The following is a 23474-nucleotide window of genomic DNA, read 5'->3' as shown; positions in this document are numbered from 1 at the left end:
CCTCAGCGGCCGGCCAGTGCATCGACGATTTTCAGGCGCTTGGCACGCAGCGCGGGCAGCAGCCCCACGATGATGCCGATCACCACGATCAGGCCCAGCCCCATCAGCCAGGTTGGTGTCGGTACGTGCGGCGGCAGCATGCCCATGCTCTTCGGGCCGATCGCCGGCAGGATCAGGGCGGCCAGGCCCATGCCGATCAGGCCGCCCAGGCCGATCAGCAGCACCGACTCCACCATCACCAGGGTCAGCACGGTGCCGTCCTTGAAGCCGAGTGTCTTCAGCGTGGCCAGCTCCGGCACGCGCTCACGCACCGCCTGCGCCATGGTGTTGCCGGTCAACAGCAGCAGGGTGAAGAACACCGCACCCATGATCGAGGTGACGATCATGCCGATATCCGCGAACTGCTTGACGAAGGCCTGCTGGAACGCCGATTCGGTCTGGGTCTTGGTCTCGTGGTCGGAGTTGGCCGAGATCGCGTCGATCGCCTGCGCCACCCGCGAAGAGTGGTCCGGGTTGTCCAGCGTCACCGTGTACCAGCTCACCTGGTTCTTGATGTAGTCGTTGGATTCATCGAAGTACTTCCAGTTCATCATCAGCTGGCGTTCTTCGTTGGCGGCCAGCGCACGGTCCTTGGAACGGTAGATGCCCTTGAGCACCAGCGGCCAGTCGTTGCTGCCGCCACGCGGGAAGATCGTGGCCTGCAGCGGGATGGTGTCGCCGATCTTCCAGCCGAACTGCTTGGCCAGGGTTTCGCCGACGATGGCGCCGGTACGGGTCTGCTTCCAGTCTTCCAGCTGTGCCGGGTCGATCTGCAGCTCGCGGTAGACATCGAAGTAGTTGGGGGACACCGAGAAGTTCGGGAAGAAGTTCTTCGGGTCCTGGTAGATGCCGCCGAACCACATGCCATAGGCCACGTCGCGCACGCCGGCCACCTGGCGGACCTGGGTTTCCAGGCGGATCGGCAGCGACTGGGTGATCGACAGCCGCGAGGCCACGATCAGCCGGTTGGCACCTTCCACGCTGCCACCCGACGAGAACGCCACGCGCACCGAATCGAGCATGCCGAACAGCAGGAACGCGGCCACCACGGAGAGCAGGGTCAGCAACGTGCGGGTACGGCTGCGGAACAGCTGCGCCCACACCAACGAGAAGTATTTCATCGCCGTGGCCTCCGTCAGTGAGCCAGCGGCGCGTCGGCCAGCTCGCCCTTGTCCAGGTGCACCGTGTGCGTGGCGTACTCGGCCGCCTTCGGGTCATGGGTGACCATGATGATGGTCTTGCCGTGTTCGCGGTTGAGCTGCTGCAGCAGGCCGAGGATCTCCTCGGCCGACTGGCGGTCGAGGTCGCCGGTGGGTTCGTCGCAGATCAGGAAGGTCGGGTCGGAGACGATCGCCCGCGCGATCGCCACGCGCTGCTGCTGGCCGCCGGACAGTTCATTGGGGCGATGGCTGCGGCGGTCAGCCAGGCCGACCAGGGTCAGCGCGATCTCGGCATTGCGGCGGCGCTGCGCGGCATTGAGATGGGTCAGCAGCAGCGGCAGCTCCACGTTCTTCTGCGCGGTCAGCATCGGCATCAGGTTGTAGAACTGGAACACGAAGCCGACGTGGTGGCTGCGCCAGGTCGACAGCTGGCCGCCGCTCATCTGGTCGATGCGCTCGCCTTCGATGCTGATCTCGCCGCCGCTGGGGTTGTCCAGGCCGCCGATCAGGTTGAGCAGGGTGGTCTTGCCCGAGCCGGACGGGCCCATCAGTGCGACGAAATCGCCGCGGGCGATGTCCAGGTCGATGCCGTGCAGCACCTGCACTTTCTCGGGGCCACGCTGGTAGGTCTTGGTGATGTTGCGCAGTGAAACCAGGGTCGACATGGGTGGTTCTCCACGGAAGGCGGGAAACGGGGAAGCGCACCTGCGGTGACCGCAGGCGTGCGTCGAGCGGTGCTGCCGGCGGCGCCCATGGGCGCCAGGCCGTTACTGCGCTTGTTTCTGTTGCACCTTGGCGCCATCGCGCAGGGTGTCCGGCGGGTTCACCACCACCGATTCACCGGCGCTCACGCCCTTGAGGATCTGGCGGTCCTTGCCCATCGCCTGGCCAGCCTCGACCGTGCGCTGCTGCACGCGGTTCTCGTCACCCAGTACGAAGGCCACCGAGGCGCCCTCGCGCTGGACCACCGCGCCAGCCGGCACGCGCACGCCCTGCGGTTTGGTTGTGGCCTGCGGCTGTGCCTGTTCCAGGAAGCTGACCCGCACGCCCATCTCTGGCACGATGCGCGGGTCCTTCACCTTCAGCGCCACGCGCACCTTCACCGTGGCCTTGCCGCGGTCGGCGGTGGGGATGATGGCGATCACCTCGCCGGGAATCTTCCATTCGGGGTAGGCGTTGAGCGTGGCTTCCACCGGCATCTTCGGCTGCACGCGGCCGATGAAGGCCTCGCCGACCTCGACTTCTATCTCCAGCGAGTCCATGTCCACGATGGTGCCGATGCCGGTACGGGTGAAGCCACCGCCGGCCGACAGCGGCGAGACGATCTCACCGGGCTGCGCGGCCTTGGCGGTGACCACGCCGGAGAAGGGCGCGCGCACGATGTTGTTGTCCACACCCAGGTCGGCGATGGCCAGCTGGTCGTGGGCGACCTTGACGTTGCGCTGGGCCGTTTCCAGCTGCGCACGCAGGCTGTCGCGCTGGGCCACGGCCTGGTCGTACTGCGAACGTGACACCAGCTGCTGGCCGACCAGTGCCTGCAGGCGGCTGGCTTCGGCGGCGGCCTGCTTCTGCTGCGCCTCCAGCCCGGCCACCTGGCTGCGTGCGGCCTGCAGCTGCGAGGCATACAGGCTGCGCTGCGCATCGGCATCGATCGGGTCCAGCGTGGCCATCACCTGGCCGGCCTCGACCCGCATGCCTTCTTCGATCATCACCTCGCGCACCTTGCCGGTGATCTTGGCCGAGACCGTGGCCATGCGCCGGGCGACCACGTAGCCACTGGCGTCGAGCACCGAACTGCTGGCGCTACCCTGCTGGATGGCCACGGCCGGCGCGGTTTCCACCTCCACGGCCGGCGCACGGCCGAACAGGAACGCCACGGCAGCGGCGATCAGCAGCACGACCACGATGGTCGCGATCCACAACCAACGGCGACCACCGCCGTTGCTGCCACGACCGGAGGCGGGCGGCGGCGACTTGCGGTCGATACGGAGTTCCTTCAACAGCTCGGCAGAAGCGTTCATTCGTTCCATCACAGGCGTTCGGGCGGGTGTGGCCGGAAGCGCGGACGGCGGCGGTTCCGGCGGTGGAGCGTGCGGCACAGCATGAAGGCAGGCACAGCGATGACGGCAGTGACAGCTGTCACCCGATGACACTGACGGCGGCAACTGCGAAATGTGACCGCGGCGGCACAGGATGGCAACGTCCCCGCTGCCGGTACCGCTCATGGATCCGACCACCCCATCGCTGGCCCGCTGCAGCGGTACCGCCAAGCGTACCGTGATCTGCGGCGGGTTGCGCCGGTGCCATCTTGCCGGCGGTGGCGCCTGCGCGCAGCCAGCCGAACTGGCATGATCGGCGGCGATCATCCCCGCCTGGAACCGCCTGTGCCGTCCACCTGGCTTGCCTCCCTGCTGCGCCCCGCGCCGGACTCGGCGGTGGCCGAGACGCTGCGCCGGGGAAAATCACCCTGGAGCGAGGCGATCCACCTGCTGTGGTCGGTGTGGATCTTCCTGACGCCCTTGCTCGGCCATGGCTTCACCCTGCGCTGGCTGCTGCTTACAGTGGCCAGCTATCCGGTGTTCCTGCTGCTGTACGCCAAGGTGATGGTGGCGCCACGCCATCACGCGCCGCGCTATGCCCTGGGCCTGATCGGGATGTCGCTGGTGCTGCTGCCGTGGTACCCGTCCGGGTTGACCTACTTCGTGTTCGGCTGCGTGCTGCTGCGGGTGAGCGGACGCGGTGGCTGGTGGCAGTACCTGCTGCAGCTCACTGGCCTGAACCTCCTGTTCTGCGGCCTCGCACTGCTGTTCCAGTACCCGTGGCAGAGCCTGGTCTGGATCCCCGCCGTGTCCTATATCGTCGGGTTGGTCGTGAACGTGGAGGCACTCAACCAGCAGAAGGATGCGGCACTGCAGCTGTCGCAGGACGAGGTGCGGCGGCTCGCAGCCACCGCCGAGCGCGAACGCATCGGCCGCGACCTGCACGACCTGCTCGGCCACACCCTGTCGTTGATCACGTTGAAGCTGGAACTGGCCCGCAAGCTGCACGATCGTGGCGACGCGCGGGCGCGGCAGGAAATCGGCGAAGCCGAGGACATTGCCCGCGAAGCGCTGGCGCAGGTGCGCAGCGCGGTCACCGGTATCCGCGCCAGTGACCTGGCCGGTGAGCTGGCGTCGGCGCGGCTGTTGCTGGAGTGCCAGCAGGTCCACCTTCAATACGCACCACCACCGGCGATGCCGGTGGATGTCGAACGCGGTCTGGCGCTGGTGCTGCGCGAGGCCGCGACCAACATCGTGCGCCATGCACAGGCGACACAGGCACGGGTGGAATTCATGCTGGAAGGACGCATGCTGGCGATGCAGATCCGCGATGATGGTCGTGGCGGCGTGCAGGCCGAGGGCAACGGGTTGTGCGGCATGCGCGAACGCGTGGCCGCCCTGGGGGGCAACCTTCAGGTTCAGTCCGCAAAGGGCGAGGGCACGCTGCTGACCGTGCGCGTGCCACTGGCTGCCGCGACCACACCGTTGCCGCCAGGCACGCCGTCGTCGCTGGTGCAGGACGGTGCCGCATGATCCGCATCCTGCTGGCCGAGGACCAGGCGATGGTGCGCGGCGCACTGTCGGCGCTGCTGGGGTTGGAGCCTGATATCGAGGTGCTGGGCAGCGCCGCCGACGGCGAAACCGCGTGGCGCATGCTGCAGCAGCTGAAGCCGGACATCCTGGTCACCGACATCGAGATGCCGGGCCTGTCCGGGCTGGAGCTGGCGCAGCGCATCGCCCGCCATGAGCTGCCGATCAAGGTGGTGATCGTGACCACCTTCGCACGCGCCGGTTTCCTGCGCCGCGCGCTGGAGGCGGGCGTGCTGGGCTACCTGCTGAAGGACGCACCGGCCGAGAACCTGGCCGATGCACTGCGCAAGGTGAAACAGGGCATCCGTGCGATCGACCCGCAGCTGGCACTGGATGCGTGGTCGCAGGCCGATCCGCTGACCGACCGCGAGCGCCGTGTGCTGCGTCTGGCAGGGGAGGGCCGAACCGCCAGCGAGATTGCCGAGCAGCTGGGGTTGTCGCACGGTACGGTGCGCAATTACCTGTCCGAGTGCATCGGCAAGCTGGGCGTGGCCAACCGGATCGAGGCGTATCGGCTGGCGCGGCAGAAAGGGTGGTTGTAAGGGCGTCCTGCTGTTCCCGGTGATGTCGTTTCCGCGACCGCGGGTGGGTGTCACTTTCTTTGCTCGTGCAAAGAAAGTAACCAAAGAAACACGCCGCCAGATCGCGAGCCGGCGCTGCGCACCGGTCCCCTGTGCTTCTCGGTGAATCAGGGGACGGCGCCGAACTCGCTACGCTCAGACATCGGCGCCTCTGCGCCCCTGATTCCCCTGCGATGCTCGGCTCGCTAGAAGGCGGACCCAACGTCAAAGGCACAGCTGCACCCAGTAGATCCACGCCATGCGTGGATGCTCTAGCTGTTGATCTTGCCCTTCCAGTCCGCCTTGAGCGAGCCGAGCACCGCAGGACCGGCGAGGGCGAAGAGGCGCGGGTGTCTGAGCGTAGCGAGTTCCGCGCCGTCCCTCGGCGGGCCGAGGAGCGCAGGGCACCGGCGTGCGCAGCACGTCGGCTCGCGGCCGGCGGAGCGTTTCTTTGGTTACTTTCTTTGCGCGCAAAGAAAGTGACACCCCACCGCAGTCGCGGAAACGATCCGCCGGGAACGCCCGGCGAACCCGATCAATCCTTCCCGCGCGCCATCGCCTGGAACACGCCATCGCGCCGCACCCACAGGTGGAACAGCGCCGCACCCACGTGCATCAGCACCGTGGCGAACAACACATACGCCAGCAGGCTGTGCGCATTGCGCAACGCGGCATACAGCGCCGGAGTGTGCGGCACGATCGGCGGCAGGTGCAGGCCGCCCCACAGCACGATCGGGTAACCGCCTGCCGACAGCATCGCCCAGCCGATCAACGGCATCGCCAGCATCAGCGCATACAACATCCAGTGCGAGGCCTTGGCCGCCAGCACCTGCCAGGCGGGCAGGTCGGAAGGCAGCGGCGGCGGGCGATGGCGCAGCCGGTTGTACAGGCGCAGCAGCACCAGCACCAGGATGGCGATGCCCAGCGGGCGGTGCAGGTCGATCAGCATTGGCCGCAGGTGCAGTGAGGCGACCATGGTCACGCCGATGAACAGCATGGCGATGATCATCAGTGCCATGGACCAGTGCAGCACCCGCGCCAGCAGGTTGAAGTGGCCGTTGCCGATGCTCATCGTGCGGCCTCCTTCGGTTGTTCGACGTTGCCGGTGGCGCGCTCGCGTTCGCGGCGGTTGAAGGACTGCGAATACACCGCCGAGCGGGCGGCCAGGATCGGATCGTCACTGCCGCGCACGCCGCTGGGCAGGATCAGCGGATCGAAGTTGATCTGACCGCAGGCACCCTGTTCCTGCGACTGCATGCGGTCCACGCTGAGTACGCCCGCCACTACCTGGTCACGCGACTCGGGCCATGGCACCGACGGATCATCGATGGCATCGCCGGGCTCGGCGGTGGTCACGACCAGGTTCCAGCGCACCGGGCCGTTGGCCAGGCGCTGCTGCAGTTCCTGGCTGAGGAAATCGACGCTGGCCTGCTTGCGCGTTTCCGCATCCATCTCCACCACCGGCGCCTGCGGCTGCCAGCGCCAGCGCACCGCGCGCTTCTGGCCCTGCGCATTGGTGAACCAGAAGCTGTTGACGCTGTTGAAGGTGGTGTCGGCCCAGCTGCTGGTCCACGGCGCCGTCTTGGCCCACTGCTGGAAGGCCTGCGCACTGGGGTACTTCGCCAGCACCGCAGCCATCTTCTGCGGGTCGGGCTTGCCGGTGGCCGGGTCGGGAATGGAAGCGCGGGTCTGCTCGTAGAACGCCTCGGCGCTGGGCACCGCGAAGAACGGGAAGCTGTTCATCGCCATGCGCCATTCCTGCCCATCATCGCTGACCATCTGCACCGCGAGGCTGCGCACGCGTGCAGTGTTGTCGGCGCCGTACGGGTCGCCGCCGCCGATCGACAGGCGGCCCATCACCGGCACGCGGCGCTGCGAGAACACCCGTGCACTGGACAGGGTGCGGGCCTGCGCACTGGGTTCGAACCAGCCGCTCACGCAGATGCCCTTGCTGTGCGCGCGGCGGAAGCCCGGGTGGGCCGGGCCGGTGGCCTCGATGGTATCGGTGAAGCGCTGCGCGGTGAGGCGGTTTCCAATCCAGCCGGCCAGCCAGGCGAAGGCCAGCGCGACGGCACCCAGAATGAGCGCGATCAGTGCGATCCAGAGCAGCGGCGAATGCCTGCGCGGTGTGCCCGGCGTCTGGCCGGCACGGGTGTAGCCGAAGAGCGACATGGTCGGAGTCCTGCCTTCACGGAGCGTGTGGGTGGTCGACCCACACATCCTCGCAGAACCCTTCCAGGCCCGGTATTCAAATTTTCGTCAAGTTTGCCGGGGACGGCGTGCCGACCAAGGTCGGCACCCACCCGATCAGCTGTAGCGCGCCTTCAGCATCGCCCACGCCGAGCGCAACGCCAGCGCTTCGCCACCGGCCGGACGGCCCGGGCGTTCGCCGTCGTTCCAGGCGTACACGTCCAGATGCGCCCAGCGCTGGCCGTCTTCCAGGAAGCGCTCCAGGTACAGCGCGGCGGTCACCGAGCCGGCCATGCGCGAACCGGCGTTGGCCAGGTCGGCAATGCCGCTGCTCAGGTAGCGCAGGTAAGGGCGCCACAGCGGCATGCGCCAGACCGGGTCGCGGGTCGCGTCACCGGCCTGCAGCCACTGCTGGGCCACCGTGTCATCGTTGCTGAAGAGCGCTGGCAGATCCGGGCCCAGTGCGATGCGCGCGGCACCGGTGAGGGTGGCGAAGTCCAGCACCAGGTCCGGCTTCTGCTCACCGGCGAAGGTCAATGCGTCGCACAGGATCACGCGGCCTTCGGCGTCGGTGTTGTCGATCTCCACGCTCAGGCCCTTGCGGGTGGCGATCACTTCACCCGGGCGGAACGCCTCCGGACCGATCGCGTTTTCCACCGCCGGCACCAGCAGGGTCAAACGTACCGGCAGCCCGCGTGCCATCACCAGGCCGGCCAGGGCCAGCGCATGCGCGGCGCCGCCCATGTCCTTCTTCATGTTGCGCATGCCGTCGGCCGGCTTGATGTCCAGGCCGCCGGTGTCGAAGCAGACGCCCTTGCCGACCAGCACCAGCGACGGATCGGTGTCCTTGCCCCAGCGCAGCACCACCAGACGCGGCGCGCGGTGCGATGCGCGGCCCACGGCGTGGATGGCCGGGAAGTTGTGCTTCAGCAGTTCGTCACCGGTGATCGCCTCGACCTGCGCGCCGTGCGCAGCGGCCAGGGCGCGGGCAGCGTCTTCCAGCTGCTGCGGGCCCATATCTTCGGTGGGAGTGTTGACCCAGTCGCGCACGCGCAGGCTGGCGGTGATCAGGTCGGCCACCTCGCCGGTCGGCGCGGCTACCAGTTGCGCCGGTGCGCGGTGGCGCTTGCGGTAGCGGTCGAAGCGGTAGCTGCCCAAGCCCCAGCCCAGCTGCAGCAGCGCCTGTTCGGCGGCCGGCAGTTCGTTGGCCAGCTGCCACACGCTGCCTTCCGGCAGGGCGTGCGGGGCATGCGAATAGCTGTAGGCATCGGCGCGATCACCCACACCGATCACCGCTCCGGACAGGCCATCGGCGCCGGGCAGCAACGCCGTGGTGAAGGCACCGGCGGTGAAGCCCTGCGATGCCAGCCAGGCCTGGGTGGCGGCCGGTTGGCCGTCCTTCCAGGCGGCGAACTGCTCGCGGTCCAGCACGTACAGCGGCAGCGCTGCGGCGGTGTCGGCAGTGAAACCAGTGATCTCGCTCATGCGTCAGGTACTCCGGAGTGCGGCGGCGTCGAGGTTGGCATCCAACCAGTCGGCCAGGCCGGTGAGGGTGTCGAACTGCAGGTCCGGCTGCAGCTGCGGATGGGTCCAGGTGGCTGCCTCGCGGTTGATCCAGCACCCGCGCAGGCCGGCGGCAATCGCCCCGGCCACGTCCATGTCGGCATGATCGCCGACGTGCAGTACCTGTGCCGGCGCGACACCCAGTCGGGTGCAGGCAGCGTGGAAGATGCTGGCTTCGGGCTTGGCCGCGCCGTGTTCGCGCGCACCCAGCTGGAAGGCGAAATGATGGGCCAGGCCGACCCGTTCCAGGTCGGCATTGCCATTGCTCAGCGCCGCCACCGGAACCCGCGCGGCAATCCGTGCCAGTGCATCGATCGCATCGGGATAGCACTCCACCTGGTTGCGTGCGGCGTAGAACACTTCATACGCAGGCTCCAGCAGATCGAGGCTGGCACCGCTGGTGTGCAGTGCTTCGTGCAGGGTCAGCCGGCGCAGCGCACTCAGGTCGTGGTGGAGGTGCGGATGGGCGTGGTACAGCCGCTCGCGCAGTTCGCGCATCGCCTCCACCGGATACATCGCGGCGGTAGCGGGGCTGTGTTCGCACATCCAGGTGTGCAGGACCTGTTCGATGCGGGCGCCGATCGGAGCGAACGGCCACAGCGTGTCGTCAAGGTCGAGGGTGATGGCTTGGACGGGGAAATTCACCCCGCCATTCTACCCCTGCCCGCGCGGGCTTTCATTCCAGCAGGCGTGCCCAGCCCTGCATGCCGTCCAGGCGTGCCAGCACCAGCTTGATGCACACCAGCAGCGGCACCGCCAGCAGCAGCCCGATCATGCCCCAGGCCCAGCCGAACACCATCAGCGCCAGGATCAGCACCAGCGGCGACAGCTTCATCCGACGGCCCAGCACGATCGGGGTCACCATCTGCCCTTCCAGTGTGTGCAGGCCCAGGTAGGCGGCGGCGGGCAACAGGGCCTGCAGCGGGTCGCGGAACTCGACGAAGCCCATCAACAGCATCAGCGCCACGCCGATCAGCGGACCCACATACGGCGCAAAATTCAGCAGCGCGGCCACCGTGCCCCACAGCAGCGCTTCCTGCAGGCCGATACCGAGCAGCATCAGCACGCCGGCGAACACCAGCCCGACCAAGGTGTTGATCACGCTGATGGTCAGCACGTAACGCGAGACCTCGCGTTCGATCGAACGCAGGATGTCCGTAGTGAAGCGCTGCTGCTGGCGGTTGGGGAACAGGGCGATCGCCGCGCGCTGCAGGCTCTGCCCGTAGATCATGAAGAACAGCGTCAGCAGCACCACGGCCAACACCGAGGCAGCCAGCCGCGGTGCACGGGTCAGCATGCGGTAGGGGTCGTCGAGCTGGGTGCGGATCACCTGCACCTTGTGGTTGCTGTCACCGCCGGCCACACGGGCGAAGTTTTCCGCCGCCTGGTTGGCCTGCTGCACCGGCTTGGTCAGGTTCTGCACCTGGCGGGCGACCTTGCGCAGCTGCTGCGGTGCTTCCTGCGCCCATTCCATCGCCGGTCCGATCAGCTGCACGGCCAGAGAACCGGTCACGCCCAGGCCCGCACCGAGGATCAACAGCGCGCCCAGCGCGCGCGGGATCCACAGCTTCTGCAGCAGGCGCAGGATGGGATTGCCGACCAGCGCGAAGAACATCGCAAGCAGCACCGGCAGGATGATGTCCTGCGCCGCCCATAGCGTATAGCCCACGGCCAGGGTCGCCAGCACAACCAGCGACATCGGTCCGCGTGGGCGCGACGGGGGCGGCAGCGGTGCCTCGGATGCGTCGTGGCCGGCCGGTGACGGGGACAGGGAGGACTCGCTCATCGACGCATCAGCCGGAAAGGGGAACGCATTATCCGCCGGCCGCGACCGGCGCGGCGGATTCCAGGGATCAACGTTCGGACAGCTCGGTGGCCGCCTCGGCCGGGCGCGGTTCGCGCAGGTCCGGTTCCGGCTCCGGCTCCGGCACAGCTCGCGCTGCCGCTGCGGGCCGTGCTTCAGCGGCGGAGGCCGCTGCGTGTGCCTGTTCGCTGGCATCGCCGGCTTCTTCGGCCGCATCGTCGGCGGTGGCCGCCGCCTGCGCCGCCATCGCCGTGGCGAACGCCGCCTGCGCACTGGCGAACAGGTTCGAGACCGAACCCACCATCTGCAGCCAGCGCGCACCGTTGACCTTGCCCGGCATTTCCAGCTTGCCGGCAATGAAGCCACCGGCCAGGCCCACTACCACGATGCGTAGTGGCGACCAGCCCTGGCGCCAGACCTGGCCGAGCGTCGACCAGTGGTCCTGGGTCTCGACCAGACGCACGGTTACCACCTGTTCGCAGCGCTTCACCCGACGCTGCAGCACACCGAACTTCATGGCTTGCCCTCTGGCAGCTCCACATCGGCATCGGGGTCGTCTTCGCTGGGCTCGTCGAACAGGCCCAGGCGGGACAGCTGGCGCCGGGTGGCGTGCATGCCGGTGTGGTGGAAGAAGTAGGACACCCGCCAGATCGCATAACCGGTGACGGCCAGGCTCAGCAGCGAGGTGATCAGCAGTGCCTGCAGCCAGCTCAGGCCCCAGCTTTGCAGCAGCGCGATAAGGGTGGCGGCCATGAGCAGCCAGGCCGACGCACCAAATACGATCGCTACGCCGGCCCAGGCCAGCGCGCGGCCGAAGGCACTGCGTGCCAGCGCGAAGTCGGCCGAGGCCAACCGGCGCAGCGAACGCAGCGAGTGCTTGGCCGAGTCGGCAGCGGCACGACCGGCCGCGCCGACCTGGCGGATGCTCTCATCCAGCGGCGGGGTAGCCGCCGGATCAGGGGCTTGCGCGTTGTCTTCGCTCACGCCGCGGCTTACTTGTCGCTGCTGCCGCGGGCCAGCTTGGCGATGATCCAGCCGGCCGCGAAGGCAACACCGAACGAGGCCAGCGGACGCTCACGGATCAATTCGGCGGCGCTGTCGATCAGGTCCTTGCCCTTGTCCATCAGCGCATCGACCTGCTCCTTGGCGGCGGCACCACCAAACTCGGCAGCGGCCAGGCCGGACAGTGCGCTGTCGGACAGTTCAGCCTTGACGTTGGCCTTGCCGATGCGCAGTTCGTCGGTCGCGGCACCGGTGGCGCCCTTGATCGCACCGCCGGCGGCGCTGGCGGCCTGCTTCAGGTGGGAACCGGCTTCACCCAGGTGTTCCTTCAGGTTCTCGGTATTGGTGGGGCTCATCGAATCACTCCTGTTGCGATGGGGGAACGGCGTCGGCGGTGCCGACCTGGACTGACAGCAATAGCATTGCCGGGGTATAGGGGGTGTTACGGCAGGGCGATCAGCGCATCACGAGCTGGCCCTGCTGCTGGCCGTTGTTGCGCAGCACGCGCACCACCAGGGTCGGCGGGCGTTGCTGGAAGTTGGCGCGCCAACTGGCCAGGTCGGCGAATTCGCCCACGGTGGCGTCGGTGATGATGTCGCCCTGCTGCAGGCCGTTGCTGGCAGCGCGGCTGCCGCGCTTGACCTCGCTGACCAGCACGCCGCCGACACCGGATTGGCGCAGTGACTCGGGCAGGTCGACGAAGGTCGCACCGGTCAGGCGCGGGTCCAGGCTCTCACCGGTGACCGCGCGCGCCTGTTCCTTCAGTGTCGCCTTGATCTGCAGTGGCTTGCCTTCGCGGCGTACGTCCAGCGTCATCGCGCTGCCGACGGCCGCCAGGCCTTCCACGTTGTGCAGGGCCTCGGCGCTGTCCACGCGCTGGCCGTTGGCCGACACCACCACGTCGCCCGGCTTCAGCCCGGCTGCGGCGGCGGCCGAGCCGGCCAGCACGCGGGTGATCAGCGCACCGCGGGTTTCGCCCAGGCCCAGGCCCTGCGCGATCTGCGCGGTCAGGTTCTGGCTTTCCACGCCCAGCGTGCCGCGCACCACCACGCCGTGCTTGACCAGCTGGTCGACCACGCTGCGCGCCAGGTTGGAAGGAATCGCCAGGCCCAGGCCGATGTTGCCGGCCATGCTCCCCTGCGGGTTGAAGCTGGCGGTATTGATGCCGACCAGCTGGCCCTGCAGGTCGACCAGCGCGCCACCGGAGTTGCCCGGATTGATCGACGCATCGGTCTGGATGAAGTTCTGGTAGCCCAGCCCGCGGATGCCGCTGCGGCCCACCGCCGAAACGATACCCGAGGTAACGGTCTGGCTGAAGCCGAACGGGTTGCCGATGGCCACCACGAAGTCGCCTACGCGCAGCTGGTCGCTGTTGCCGAGCTTGATGTCGGTCAGGTTCTGCGCCGGGATGCGGATCAGCGCGATGTCGGTGTCGCGGTCCGAGCCGAGGAACTCGGCCTTGACCGTGCGCCCGTCCGCCAGTGTCACCTGTACGTCATCGGCGTTGTCGATGACATGGTGGTTGGTCAGCACCAGCCCCTCCTTGGCGTCGATGATCACGCCCGAGCCCAGCGATTCGTTGATGCGTTCCTGTGGGATATCCGGGAACAGGCGGCGGAAGAATGGGTCGTTGAAGAAGGGGTTGCGCACGCGCACCACCTGCTTGGTGTTGACACTGACCACCGCCGGCATTGCCTTTTCCAGCATCGGTGCCAGCGACGGCACCGCCTGACCGGCCACCGAAGCCGGCAAGGCCGCCGTGGTCGGCAACACCGCCGGCAGCGGCGCGGCGTCGGCACGGTTGTCCATGTGGGCATTGATGCCGGTGGCAACGAAGCCACCGAAGGCGGCGGCGATTGCGAGCGTGAGCAGGGTAGGAAGCGGTCGCATGGGAGTCGGTTCGCTGGCGTGGGTGGGGGCGGTACGGCCCTACGGTAGAACAAGCTGAATGAGTGTGTCGCGATATGGATAAATGCGCCATGAAAACGCCATGCCCGGAACCCGGTCCAGCATCGCTACCGTGGGCCGCAGGCGGCAACGGCGGAGGTTCCTCGCACTGTGTCGACGTCTGCCCAAGCGCGTGGGTATGCAGGCCGCTGCTTGCGCAGTTCTGCGCATCCCGATGCCGCGATGCGCCATATCGCATGCCTTTCGCTACGTCCGGGCGGGTGTGCGCACGCAGCCCCTGCCGCTGCCCGCATCGTGCGGCGCAGCACTGAAAAAAAGGGGTTTCCCGTCAACACATCGTACTCGCGAGGGTACCCGACTACACCATTGCCGTCGCATCAGATGCGATTGCTCGTGCGTGCCCCGTTCCACGATCGTCAATGTCGGTATAGCATCGCCCCGTTTTGATACTTAAGGCCCCCAGGAGGGCAACATGAGCAACGGTAATGGTGTGTCGGTCGTGACCGACGCCGTCGAGAACGTCAAAGAAACCGCCACCAACGTTGGCGAGACCATCGCCCACGCTGCCGAAGACGCAGTGCAGTCGGTCAAGAAGACCGTCAAGCGCGCCACCAAGGCTGCCGGTACCCGCGTTGCCAAGGCCAAGAAGGCCGTGGCCAAGGTCGAGAAGACCGTTGCCAAGAAGGCCGAGAAGGCTGCCAAGTCGGTCGGCAAGACTGTTGCCAACGCCAAGAAGAAGCTGGAAGCCGCCAAGAAGAACGCCAAGGCCGAAGCCGCTGCGCTGAAGAATGAAGTGGCCAAGAAGAAGGCGGCTGCAGGCAAGGCTGTGACCAAGAAGGCCGCCGCTGCCAAGAAGACCACCAAGGCCGCCACCAAGGCTGCCGGCAAGAAGGTCGCCACCGCGAAGAAGGCCGCCACCAAGAAGGCTGCCGTCGCCAAGAAGGCCGTCGGCAAGAAGACCGCTGTTGCCAAGAAGGCAGTTGGCAAGAAGGTCGCTACCGCCAAGAAGGCCGTGGCCAAGAAGACCGTCGCCGCCAAGAAGGTTGCTGGCAAGAAGGCCGTGGCTGCGAAGAAGGTCGTCGGCAAGAAGGTTGCCGCCACCAGGAAGACCACGGCCGCCAAGAAGGTTGTCGGCAAGAAGGCTGCCGTCGCCAAGAAGGCCGTCGGCAAGAAGACCGCCGCTGCCAAGAAGGTTGTCGGCAAGAAGACCGCCGTTGCCAAGAAGGCAGTGGGCAAGAAGGTTGCCGCCGCCCGCAAGACGGTTGCCAAGAAGGCTGCGCCGCTGAAGAAGGTCGCCGCCAAGAAGGCTCCGGCCAAGAAGGCCGTGCGCAAGGTCGCCAAGCGCAAGTAATCGCGCCGTGACCGAAGGCCCTGCCACCCCCGGGTGGTGGGGCCTTTCGCGTTTCAGGGACGCGGTCTGGAGCAGGATGCAGGTTCTTCCTGCTGGAGCCCGGGGCATGCGCGGTATTGACTTCAGTTCCTGGCAGGGCGTGCTGTCCACCTTGGCCGGCCTGGTCCTGATCACCCTGCTGGGCGTGGGCATCCGCCTGCTGGTGATGCAGACCCTGCAGCAGCGCCGCGAGCGCGAGAACCGGCAGATCAACGAACGGCTGCGCACGCTGATGGCGGCCTACAAGACCCTGGGCGGTTCGTTCACCGGCGAACTGGGTGTGGACCCCAGCCATCGCCGTGACCTTCGCCAGCGCGAGGATGCAGAGGGCATTGCCGAGCCCCGCTCGGATCGCGCCCGCCGCATCCGTGATGCCGTGGAAGCGGCGTTGTCGGACATCCTGCTGCTGGGCACCGACGAACAGGTGCGGCTGGCCGCGCGTGCCGCCAATGAACTGGCACAGGGGCGGCCGGTACATACCCATGAACTGGTGGTCTCGCTTCGCGACTTCGTGCGCGAAGCGCTGGATCTGGCGCCGATTCCGACCGACCTGCAGATACCGCCGCAGGGGCCGACCCGGCCGGGTGGCGCCAGTGTCGGCGGCAAGGGCCGCAACGACGGCGACGCCAAGGGCGGTCGTGCGGGTGGAGGAGGTGGCGGTGGCGGAATGGGCGCTGGGATGGGCGGTGTGGGCCTCGGCGCTGGCGCCGCACTGGGCGCCGGCCATGCCGCTGCCAGCGATGAAACGGACGCGCGCTGAGCACGTCCGCCCGGTTCAGCGCGTCAGTTCGTAGATCGGCACGAAGCCGCCGTAGATCATCCGCGCGCCGTCGAACGGCATCGGATTCGTCGCCGGGTCAAACCTTGGGTCTTCCATCATCTTCTTCATGCCGGCGTCGCGGGTCGGCTTGTCCGGCCATTCGATCCAGGAAAACACCACCGTCTCATCCGGCGTGGCTTTCACCGCGCCGAAGAAGTCGGTGGTCTTGCCGTGCGGCACGTCATCGCCCCAGCACTCGACCACGCGCAGCGCGCCGTATTCGATGAAAACGGGATCTCCTGTGCGTGCGTGGGCGAGGAACTTCTCCTTGTTGGCGGTGGGCACCGCCAGGACGAAACCATCGATGTAGCTCATTGCCTGCCTCCGGATGGACCGTGCCGCATGCACGGCCTTCAAGTACCCGACGAACCAGGGCGTCGTGGATCGACATCCTGCAACCGGCAGTCGTTGTGCCGATGAAATGCACGCGCGCCGCGCGCGTATGCCAGAAACAGCCTGAATCAAGCCAGAAAATTCAGCAATGCGAAGACCGCTGTTTTCAGGGAGCGTTGTGGCGAATAACGGAGAATTTACATTCCCGATGCGATGGCGCCTTGGCGCTGCTGCACACCATAAGAAAGTAAAGGTGTACCCCCATGAAGAATTCGCTGATTGCTCTGGCCCTGGCCGCTGCCCTGCCGTTCACCGCCTCGGCTGCTGAGAACCTGTCGTACAACTATGCCGAAGCCGACTACGCCAAGACCGACATCGATGCGTTCAAGGCCGACGGCTGGGGCGTGAAGGGCTCGTACGGCTTCCTGCCGAACTTCCACGCTTTCGGTGATTACAGCCGCCAGGAAATCGACCACACCAACATCAAGCTGGACCAGTGGAAGATCGGCGCCGGCTACAACGTTGAAATCGCCCCGACCACCGACTTCGTTGCTCGCGTTGCCTACCAGAAGCGCGACCAGAAGCACGGCCTGGACTTCAACGGCTACAGCGCTGAAGCCGGTATCCGCACCGCCTTCGGTGCCCACGCCGAAGTCTACGGCATGGTCGGCTACGAAGATTTCTCGAAGAAGCACGGCATCAATCCGGAAGGCCAGTGGTACGGCCGCCTGGGTGGTCAGGTCAAGCTGAACCAGAACTGGGGCCTGAACGGCGAGCTGAAGATGAACCGCGACGGCGACAAGGAATACACCGTCGGCCCGCGCTTCAGCTGGTAATTGCTTCCTCGGCGCGCCTGCGCGCTGAAGATGTCTCGACAGGCCCGGCTCATGCCGGGCCTGTTGCGTTGTGACGACCCGAAACCGCAGCTGAGCATGTTCCGAGGCCGCTGCTGCGTTGCAATAAATTGGATTCCGCTGCTCCCGGCGCGGCCCTACGGTGGGCACTTCGTATCGTCGGATCCATGTGATGCCGCCTGCCGTTCCCGCTCTGCCCCTCGATCGGCCCCGCCGCCTGGCAATGCTGGCGCCGCATCCCGTGCTGCGTCTGGGGGTGGAGGTGGTGCTTTGCCAGCACGGTGGCGTGCAGGTCTGTGGCAGCTTCACCCGCGAAGCTGATCTGCTCGATCTGCTGCAGCGCCAGCCGGATGGCATCGACCTGCTGCTGATCGACCTGCTGGCGCCCTATGGTCCCGAACAGGGCCTGTCCCTGTTGCGGCTGTTGTCGCGGCGCTGGCCGCTGCTGCCGGTGCTGGTGCTGTCTGCGCACTGCAATGCCAGCATGGTGACCATGGCGATGCAGGCCGGCGCGCGCGGCTTCCTGTCAAAGGGAACCACGCCGGCGATGCTGCGGCGCGCGGTGGAGGTACTGGCCCGTGGCGGCCGCTTCGTGCCCCCGGAGCTGCGCACGCAGTTGAACCGATCACGCATGCGGCGCACACCGGCGCCGGTGCTGACGCCCTTGAGCCGACGTGAGCGCGAGGTGCTCCGGCTGGTCCTGCAGGGCTGCACCACCGGGGAGGTGGCGCGGCGCTTCGGGCGCACGGCCAGTACGGTCAGCACGCAGAAGCGGACGGCGTACGAGAAGCTGGGCATTCACAGCGATGGTGAGCTGTTCCGCATCCGGCACCTGCTCGAATGCGGATGAGCGGGCTTACTCGCCCTGGTACTGCTTCTCTTCCACCAGGGCCGAACCGGCCACGCGGTTGATCTCGTTCTTCACCTGCACGCGCTCGCCATTGGTGCCGTAGACACCGCGTGCCAGCTGGATGAAGCCATCGTCGAACACCTGGGCCGCTTCCTTGTCGCGCAGCTGGTCCTGGATGTCCCACATGCGCTCGTTGATTGCCTTCAACTGCTGCTTCAGCACGGCCAGCGCCGGCTGAGCCTGCAGCTGCTGCTGCAGCAACGGCAGCAGGCCGTCCAGCTCGGTGCGCACGTTGCTCAGCTTGGCCGCATCGTCGATGCGTTCGGCCTTGATCTCGAGAATGGTGATCTTGTCGATCAGCTCGCCGATCGATACCGGGGTCAGGATGGCGTCCACGCGGTTGGTTCTCTGGAAACAGGGCACCATGATACCGCGCTGCCGGCATGTGGCCCCGATCACGGGATTTACGCCGAATTTGCGCCACGGCCCCGGCAGCACCCTCGATCCGTTACGGCCACCGCCTCGACACTGCGTTCCCGGCGGCATAACCGCCTTCGACGAGGAACACAGTGCAGTGAACAGCAAGGGGATGATGGCGGCGGTGGTGGCCGCCCTGGCAGGGCTGCTCGGGATCGGCAGCGCGCAGGCACAGTTACAGGTCAGTGGCAGTGCGGCGTTGACCAGTGACTACGTGTGGCGTGGCAGCTCGCAGAGCGACGGCGACCCGGCGGTGCAGGCGGGTGCGAAGGTTTCGATCCCATCGGGTTGGTACGCCAGCGTGTGGGGCTCCAACGTTTCGTTCAAGCCGGACAATGGCGCGCGCAGCGAGTTCGACCTGGTGGCCGGCTGGTCCGGTGCGCTGGCCCCGGACTGGACACTGGATGCCAACCTGACCCGCTACATGTACCCGGGCACCGGCCGCGCGCTGGACTGGACCGAACTCAACACCACAGTGAGCTGGAAGCAGCGCGCCTGGTTGCAGGTCGCCCATTCCAACGATGCGTTGGCCGGTGGCCATCGCGGTACCTACGCCCAGCTGGGTGTGCGTGTGCCGCTGCACGAACGCGTCCGCCTGGAAGCGGCGGTGGGCAAGTACTGGCTGGCCACCGCGCAGGGCCCGGATTACCTGCATGGGCAGCTCAGTGCCATTGCCACGCTGGCCCCGGCATGGGAGCTGCGTGCCACCGTGCATGACACCGACAGTGCGGCCAAGCGCCTGTTCCCGGGCAATGCCGGTGGACGATGGGAGCTGGCGCTGCAGGGCAGTTTCTAGTCGGCCACCGAGGCCTGGCGCGCACGCAGCGCGCCGGGCAGCCACAGCAGCAGGGCCAGCACCGCCACCGCAGCACCGGCTACGCAGACGCCGGTCCAGCCGAAGCGCTGGTAGACCTGCGCCGACAGCAGCGAACCCAGCGAACCGCCGATGAAGTAGCCGGTCATGTAGCCGGCATTGAGGCGGTTGCGCGCTGCCGGTTGCAGTGCATAGATCAGGTTCTGGTTACTGACGTGCAGCAGCTGCGCGGCCAGGTCCAGCACCACCACGCCGACCAGCAGCGCCAGCAACGAGTGGGCCGACAGCCCCAGTGGCAGCCACGAGAGCAGCAGCAGCGCCAGCGCGATGGCGGTAGCACGCCCGGTCTGACCACGGTCTGACATGCGGCCGGCCAGGCCGGCCGCCAGCGTGCCGGCCGCGCCGACCAGCCCGAACAGGCCGATGGTGGCGTCGCTGTAGGCATACGGCGGCTGTGCCAGCAGGAACGCCAGTGGCGTCCAGAAGATCGCGAACATGGCGAAGCTGCAGGCGCCCAGCAGCGTGCGCTGGCGCAGCACCGGTTCCTGCACGAACAGCACGCCGATCGAGCGCAGCAATGCGAAGTAGCCAAGGCCGGCGCTGTGGTGGAAGCGCGGCAGGCCGCGCTGCAATGCCAGTGCGGTCAGCACCAGGGTGGCAGCGGCGATCGCGTACACCAGGCGCCAGTCGCCCAGGCTGGAAAGCAGGCCGGCCACGGTACGTGCCAGCAGGATGCCCAGCAGCAGGCCGCTCATCAGCGTGCCGACCACGCGACCGCGATGTTCCGGCGCGGCCAGCGTGGCCGCGAACGGCACCAGCACCTGGGCGACCACGGAGAACAGGCCGGTGATCGCGGTGCCCGCCAGCAGCCAGGCCAGCGACGGCGCACAGGCACTGATCACCAGCCCGCCGGCGGACAACAGGCTCATCACCACGATCAGGCGCCGGCGTTCGAACAGGTCTCCCAGCGGCACCAGCAGGATCAGTCCGGCGGCATAGCTCAGCTGCGCGGCGGTGACCACCATGCCGACCTGGCCGAACGGCACCCCGAAGGCATCGGCAATGGTATGCAGCAGTGGCTGCGCATAGTAGTTGCTGGCCACGGCCACGCCGGTGGCGACCGACATCAGCAGCACCTGCCAGCGGTGCAGGGGGGGGAGGGACGGACTCACGCGGTATTCCACAAAGCGGGGTGCACAGTGTCCGCCTGCTGCGGTCATGATGGAAATGAATCATCATCATCCACGCCATCTGGAAACGAGATAGCTGGATGAATCTCAAGCAGCTCGAATTTGCCGTCGCCCTGGCCGAAGAGGGCAATTTCACCCGTGCCGCCGAACGCTGCCATGTGGTGCAGTCCGCGTTGAGCCACCAGATTGCCTACCTGGAGCAGGAACTGGGCACGCCGCTGTTTGAACGCCTGCCGCGCCAGGTACGGGTGACGGCGGCCGGTGAGGCGCTGCTGGTGCACGCACGCCAGGTGCTGGCCAGCCTGCGCCACCTGCGCGCTGACGTGGCCGCGGTGAGTGGCGAGGTGCGTGGCCTGCTGGCGATCGGGCAGATTTCCTCGCTGACCGGCATCGACGTGGTGGCGATGCTGGCAGCCTTCCAGCAGGCGCACCCGCAGGTGGAGTTCCAGCTGCGGGTGGACAAGAGCGAGGATCTGATCGCGCAGGTGCAGTCGCGTGAATTGGACGTGGCACTGGTGGGGTTGGCGCCCTCGGCCGGCCTGGACGGGGTCTGCCACCAGATGCTGCAGGAAGAAGACCTGGTGGCGGTGCTGGCGCCGTCGCACCGCTTGGCCCGGCGCAAGCGGATGCCCTTGACCGAACTGCAGGATGAAGCGCTGGTCGACTTCCCGCGAGGCACCGGTGCGCGGCGGCAGACCGACGATGCCTTCGCCGCCGCCGGCCTGCCGCACACGGTCCGCTTCGAGGTCAACCTGATGGAACTGGTCGAGCGCTTCGTCCGCCATGGGCTGGCGGTCGGCATCGTGCCGGCGTTGATCGCCGAAGGCTTTGAAGGCGTGGTGCGGATTGCGCTGCAGCCGACCCCGACCCGCCGCGTGCACCTGGTCTGGCAGCGGCTGCCGACACCGGCGGCGCGGGCGTTCGTCGAGGCCGTGCTCAGCCGCGCAGGCGCAGGCTCAGGCCCTTGAGGAAGTTGCGCAGCATCTGGTCCAGGCAACGCCGGTAGTTGGCGTGCCCGGGTTGGCGGAACAGTGCGCCCACTTCCGACTTGGAGACATTGAAACCGGCGCTGGCGAAGATCTCCATCAGATCGACGTCGCGCAGCTGGAACGCCACGCGCAGCTTCTTCAGCACCAGGTTGTTGTCGATGCGGGTCTCCACCGCGCGCTGCGGCTGGTTCTCGTCGCGACCGCGCAGGTGCACGATCAGGCCATCGAGGAAGTGCGCCAGCGCGCTGTCGCTCATCGCCTCGAAACCGGCTTCGTCCTCGCGGCGCAACCAGGCCTTCACCTGCTCGGTCTCCACGGCAAAGGCCGGGTCGGCCATCTGGCACAGGGCCACCACGTGGTGGTCGCCCAGGTCCAGGGAGTAGCGCACGCTGCGCAGGACATCATTGTTGATCATGGTCCAATTGTAGCGGCCCCTGGCGTGTCACCGGAGTGTCATCGAACTGCAGCATCGTGGGCACTCGTTCGCTGAGACCCTTGCATGCGCCGGTATCTGTTTTCCGCACTGCTGCTCGCCAGCAGCTTCGCTGCCTTCGCCCAGGACCGCTTCGTACCCGTCGAGCGGCGCCTCAGTGCATCCCAACTGGCCGAGGTCGGGCTCAATCCAGCGCAGTTGCAGGCACTGAACCGGGTACTGCGCGAGGCAGAGCGCGCGGCCACCGGGCCGACGGCAGCGGTGGCCCCCGCCGCTGCGCCGCTGCCTGCCAATGTGCCGGCACCGGCAGCAATGCATCTGGGCCTGGAAGAAGGACCGGTCAATGCACGCGTGGTCGGAGAGGTCGCAGGCTGGCAGCCCGGCACGCTGTTCGCCCTTGATAACGGCCAGCAATGGCAGGTGATGAAGGGGCAGATGAAGCTGCGCAAGGTGCTGCAGTCGCCGCAGATCGCCGTTGTTCCAGGAATTGCCGGGCGCTGGTTCCTGCAGGTCGACGAAGACCTGCCCAAGGCCCGGGTATTCCGCGTGCGCTGAGCCGCGCACGCCTCGGGCGTGGTCAGCCGGCATCGGCAACGCAGGGGCGGGCCGACGGTGCCAGAATGGGCGTCCGGTTTTTCCCCCTGGAGTTGCCTGATGACCCGCACTGTCCTGATTACCGGCGCCACGTCCGGCTTCGGCGCCGCCGCCGTCCACCGCTTCGCCCAGGCCGGGTGGAAGGTAATCGCCACCGGCCGCCGCGGCGAACGCCTGCAGCCGCTGGTCGAGCGCTACGGCAAGGACGTGGTTCACGCCGCCGCCTTCGACATCCGCGATCCGGTGGCAATGGAGGCGGCCCTGCTGGCACTGCCGCCTGCGTTCGGCCAGATCGATCTGCTGGTCAACAACGCGGGCCTGGCACAGGGCACCGCGCCGGCACAGAGCGCCAAGCTGTCGGACTGGACCACGATGATCGACACCAACATCACCGCGCTGGTGACCTTGACCCATCGCCTGCTGCCGCAGCTGGTGGAGCGCAAGGGCGCGATCATCAACATCTCGTCGGTGGCCGGCGTCTACCCGTACCCGGGTGGCAACGCCTACGGTGGCACCAAGGCCTTTGTCAGCCAGTTCTCGCTGGGCCTGCGTTCGGACCTGCACGGCACCGGCGTGCGCGTGACCACGATCGAGCCGGGTATGGCTGAAACCGAGTTCACCGTGGTGCGTACCCATGGCGACCAGGCGGCATCGGACAAGCTCTATACCGGCGCCAACCCGATGACCGCTGAAGACATCGCCGAACAGATCTTCTGGGTGGCCAGCCTGCCGCCGCACCTGAACATCAATCGCCTGGAGCTGATGCCGGTCAGCCAGTCCTTCGCCGGTTTCCAGGTCGCCCGCGAAGGCTGACGGTCGTTTGTAGAGTCGAGCCATGCTCGACTCTACAGAACGAAAAAGCCGGGCATTGCCCG

General features: G+C 67.3%; 27 protein-coding genes. 11 read left to right on the top strand and 16 right to left on the bottom strand.

Features of this window, described 5'->3' with window-relative positions; genetic code table 11:
* Positions 1-2 precede the first annotated feature (2 nt).
* The 3 genes from AC5P6A_RS15300 to AC5P6A_RS15290 form a co-directional block, all read right to left on the bottom strand.
* On the bottom strand, positions 3-1160 hold the full coding sequence (locus AC5P6A_RS15300) for an ABC transporter permease (RefSeq protein ID WP_021203846.1): 1158 nt from the start codon (positions 1158-1160) through the stop codon (positions 3-5).
* Between the two features lie 14 nt (positions 1161-1174).
* Positions 1175-1864, bottom strand: coding sequence for an ABC transporter ATP-binding protein (locus AC5P6A_RS15295; protein ID WP_019661817.1), 690 nt, complete (start codon positions 1862-1864; stop codon positions 1175-1177).
* Between the two features lie 102 nt (positions 1865-1966).
* Positions 1967-3220 carry an efflux RND transporter periplasmic adaptor subunit gene (locus AC5P6A_RS15290; protein ID WP_155028821.1) on the bottom strand — a complete coding sequence of 418 codons (1254 nt, stop codon included), beginning with the start codon at positions 3218-3220 and terminating at the stop codon, positions 1967-1969.
* Between the two features lie 202 nt (positions 3221-3422).
* Here AC5P6A_RS15290 and AC5P6A_RS15285 point away from each other — a divergent pair, with 202 nt between their 5' ends.
* The 3 genes from AC5P6A_RS15285 to AC5P6A_RS15275 are packed head-to-tail and all read left to right on the top strand — an operon-like array spanning position 3423 to position 5370.
* The gene (locus AC5P6A_RS15285) at positions 3423-3551 is read left to right on the top strand and encodes a hypothetical protein (protein ID WP_021203848.1); all 129 of its coding nucleotides are present in this window, start codon (positions 3423-3425) and stop codon (positions 3549-3551) included.
* Positions 3548-4771, top strand: coding sequence for a sensor histidine kinase (locus AC5P6A_RS15280; RefSeq protein ID WP_021203849.1), 1224 nt, complete (start codon positions 3548-3550; stop codon positions 4769-4771). Before AC5P6A_RS15285 ends, AC5P6A_RS15280 begins: the two co-directional genes overlap by 4 nt.
* Complete coding sequence (locus AC5P6A_RS15275; protein WP_058979816.1) at positions 4768-5370, top strand: response regulator transcription factor; 603 nt, start codon at positions 4768-4770, stop codon at positions 5368-5370. Before AC5P6A_RS15280 ends, AC5P6A_RS15275 begins: the two co-directional genes overlap by 4 nt.
* Positions 5371-5923: 553 nt before the next feature.
* On the opposite strand, the gene AC5P6A_RS15270 is transcribed toward AC5P6A_RS15275, so the two are convergent.
* From AC5P6A_RS15270 to AC5P6A_RS15230, 9 genes are all read right to left on the bottom strand, one after another.
* A complete protein-coding gene (locus AC5P6A_RS15270) occupies positions 5924-6460 on the bottom strand; it encodes a cytochrome b (RefSeq protein WP_019661813.1) in 537 nt (178 codons plus the stop codon).
* Positions 6457-7560 carry a catalase family peroxidase gene (locus tag AC5P6A_RS15265; protein WP_495222339.1) on the bottom strand — a complete coding sequence of 368 codons (1104 nt, stop codon included), beginning with the start codon at positions 7558-7560 and terminating at the stop codon, positions 6457-6459. Before AC5P6A_RS15265 ends, AC5P6A_RS15270 begins: the two co-directional genes overlap by 4 nt.
* Before the next feature lie 135 nt (positions 7561-7695).
* Positions 7696-9063, bottom strand: a complete 1368-nt coding sequence (locus AC5P6A_RS15260) for a leucyl aminopeptidase family protein (protein WP_021204734.1) — start codon at positions 9061-9063, stop codon at positions 7696-7698.
* A gap of 3 nt (positions 9064-9066) precedes the next feature.
* Positions 9067-9786, bottom strand: a complete 720-nt coding sequence (locus AC5P6A_RS15255) for an HAD family hydrolase (protein WP_111101779.1) — start codon at positions 9784-9786, stop codon at positions 9067-9069.
* A gap of 31 nt (positions 9787-9817) precedes the next feature.
* On the bottom strand, positions 9818-10927 hold the full coding sequence (locus tag AC5P6A_RS15250; protein ID WP_019661808.1) for an AI-2E family transporter: 1110 nt from the start codon (positions 10925-10927) through the stop codon (positions 9818-9820).
* Between the two features lie 67 nt (positions 10928-10994).
* The gene (locus AC5P6A_RS15245) at positions 10995-11462 is read right to left on the bottom strand and encodes a protein sip-5 (RefSeq protein ID WP_329842608.1); all 468 of its coding nucleotides are present in this window, start codon (positions 11460-11462) and stop codon (positions 10995-10997) included.
* The gene (locus tag AC5P6A_RS15240; protein WP_019661806.1) at positions 11459-11929 is read right to left on the bottom strand and encodes a phage holin family protein; all 471 of its coding nucleotides are present in this window, start codon (positions 11927-11929) and stop codon (positions 11459-11461) included. The genes AC5P6A_RS15245 and AC5P6A_RS15240 overlap by 4 nt, the downstream gene beginning before the upstream one ends.
* An 8-nt stretch (positions 11930-11937) precedes the next feature.
* On the bottom strand, positions 11938-12303 hold the full coding sequence (locus tag AC5P6A_RS15235; RefSeq protein WP_010486932.1) for a hypothetical protein: 366 nt from the start codon (positions 12301-12303) through the stop codon (positions 11938-11940).
* A gap of 100 nt (positions 12304-12403) precedes the next feature.
* The gene (locus tag AC5P6A_RS15230; RefSeq protein ID WP_019661805.1) at positions 12404-13837 is read right to left on the bottom strand and encodes a Do family serine endopeptidase; all 1434 of its coding nucleotides are present in this window, start codon (positions 13835-13837) and stop codon (positions 12404-12406) included.
* 490 nt (positions 13838-14327) lie between these two features.
* Here AC5P6A_RS15230 and AC5P6A_RS15225 point away from each other — a divergent pair, with 490 nt between their 5' ends.
* Together AC5P6A_RS15225 and AC5P6A_RS15220 are read left to right on the top strand one after the other, a co-directional pair.
* Positions 14328-15206, top strand: coding sequence for a histone (locus AC5P6A_RS15225; protein ID WP_180877585.1), 879 nt, complete (start codon positions 14328-14330; stop codon positions 15204-15206).
* Positions 15207-15312: 106 nt separating this feature from the next.
* On the top strand, positions 15313-16005 hold the full coding sequence (locus AC5P6A_RS15220; RefSeq protein ID WP_021204738.1) for a hypothetical protein: 693 nt from the start codon (positions 15313-15315) through the stop codon (positions 16003-16005).
* A gap of 15 nt (positions 16006-16020) precedes the next feature.
* Here the strand turns inward: AC5P6A_RS15220 and AC5P6A_RS15215 are convergent, their stop codons facing one another.
* Positions 16021-16380, bottom strand: a complete 360-nt coding sequence (locus AC5P6A_RS15215) for a DUF1428 domain-containing protein (protein WP_005407745.1) — start codon at positions 16378-16380, stop codon at positions 16021-16023.
* A 281-nt stretch (positions 16381-16661) separates the two neighbouring features.
* On the opposite strand from AC5P6A_RS15215, the gene AC5P6A_RS15210 reads away from it, so the two are divergent.
* Both AC5P6A_RS15210 and AC5P6A_RS15205 read left to right on the top strand, forming a co-directional pair.
* Positions 16662-17234 (top strand): OmpO family porin, encoded by a 573-nt coding sequence (locus tag AC5P6A_RS15210; RefSeq protein ID WP_021204739.1) that lies wholly within the window; start codon positions 16662-16664, stop codon positions 17232-17234.
* A gap of 190 nt (positions 17235-17424) precedes the next feature.
* Entirely contained in the window at positions 17425-18102 is a 678-nt protein-coding gene (locus AC5P6A_RS15205) for a response regulator transcription factor (protein ID WP_021204740.1), read from the top strand.
* A 6-nt stretch (positions 18103-18108) separates the two neighbouring features.
* On the opposite strand, the gene AC5P6A_RS15200 is transcribed toward AC5P6A_RS15205, so the two are convergent.
* Positions 18109-18498: a DUF6165 family protein gene (locus tag AC5P6A_RS15200; protein WP_031270855.1), complete on the bottom strand. Its 390-nt coding sequence runs from the start codon at positions 18496-18498 to the stop codon at positions 18109-18111.
* 178 nt (positions 18499-18676) lie between these two features.
* Here AC5P6A_RS15200 and AC5P6A_RS15195 point away from each other — a divergent pair, with 178 nt between their 5' ends.
* Positions 18677-19375: a TorF family putative porin gene (locus AC5P6A_RS15195; RefSeq protein ID WP_332329235.1), complete on the top strand. Its 699-nt coding sequence runs from the start codon at positions 18677-18679 to the stop codon at positions 19373-19375.
* On the opposite strand, the gene AC5P6A_RS15190 is transcribed toward AC5P6A_RS15195, so the two are convergent.
* Positions 19372-20520, bottom strand: a complete 1149-nt coding sequence (locus AC5P6A_RS15190; protein ID WP_194445614.1) for an MFS transporter — start codon at positions 20518-20520, stop codon at positions 19372-19374. The genes AC5P6A_RS15195 and AC5P6A_RS15190 overlap by 4 nt on opposite strands.
* Before the next feature lie 143 nt (positions 20521-20663).
* Here AC5P6A_RS15190 and AC5P6A_RS15185 point away from each other — a divergent pair, with 143 nt between their 5' ends.
* A complete protein-coding gene (locus AC5P6A_RS15185) occupies positions 20664-21551 on the top strand; it encodes a LysR substrate-binding domain-containing protein (protein ID WP_495222338.1) in 888 nt (295 codons plus the stop codon).
* Here the strand turns inward: AC5P6A_RS15185 and AC5P6A_RS15180 are convergent.
* The gene (locus AC5P6A_RS15180) at positions 21520-21987 is read right to left on the bottom strand and encodes a YehS family protein (RefSeq protein WP_019661796.1); all 468 of its coding nucleotides are present in this window, start codon (positions 21985-21987) and stop codon (positions 21520-21522) included. The two genes, AC5P6A_RS15185 and AC5P6A_RS15180, sit on opposite strands and share 32 nt — an antisense overlap.
* Positions 21988-22071: 84 nt before the next feature.
* On the opposite strand from AC5P6A_RS15180, the gene AC5P6A_RS15175 reads away from it, so the two are divergent.
* Complete coding sequence (locus AC5P6A_RS15175; protein ID WP_134735232.1) at positions 22072-22560, top strand: hypothetical protein; 489 nt, start codon at positions 22072-22074, stop codon at positions 22558-22560.
* 99 nt (positions 22561-22659) lie between these two features.
* A complete protein-coding gene (locus AC5P6A_RS15170; protein ID WP_021204746.1) occupies positions 22660-23412 on the top strand; it encodes an SDR family NAD(P)-dependent oxidoreductase in 753 nt (250 codons plus the stop codon).
* Positions 23413-23474 lie beyond the last annotated feature (62 nt).

The organism is Stenotrophomonas sp. YJH_SMC_20, assembly GCF_059367845.1.
The sequence above is the reverse complement of the archived record's forward strand: the minus strand, read 5'-3'. Positions and strand labels throughout refer to the sequence as shown.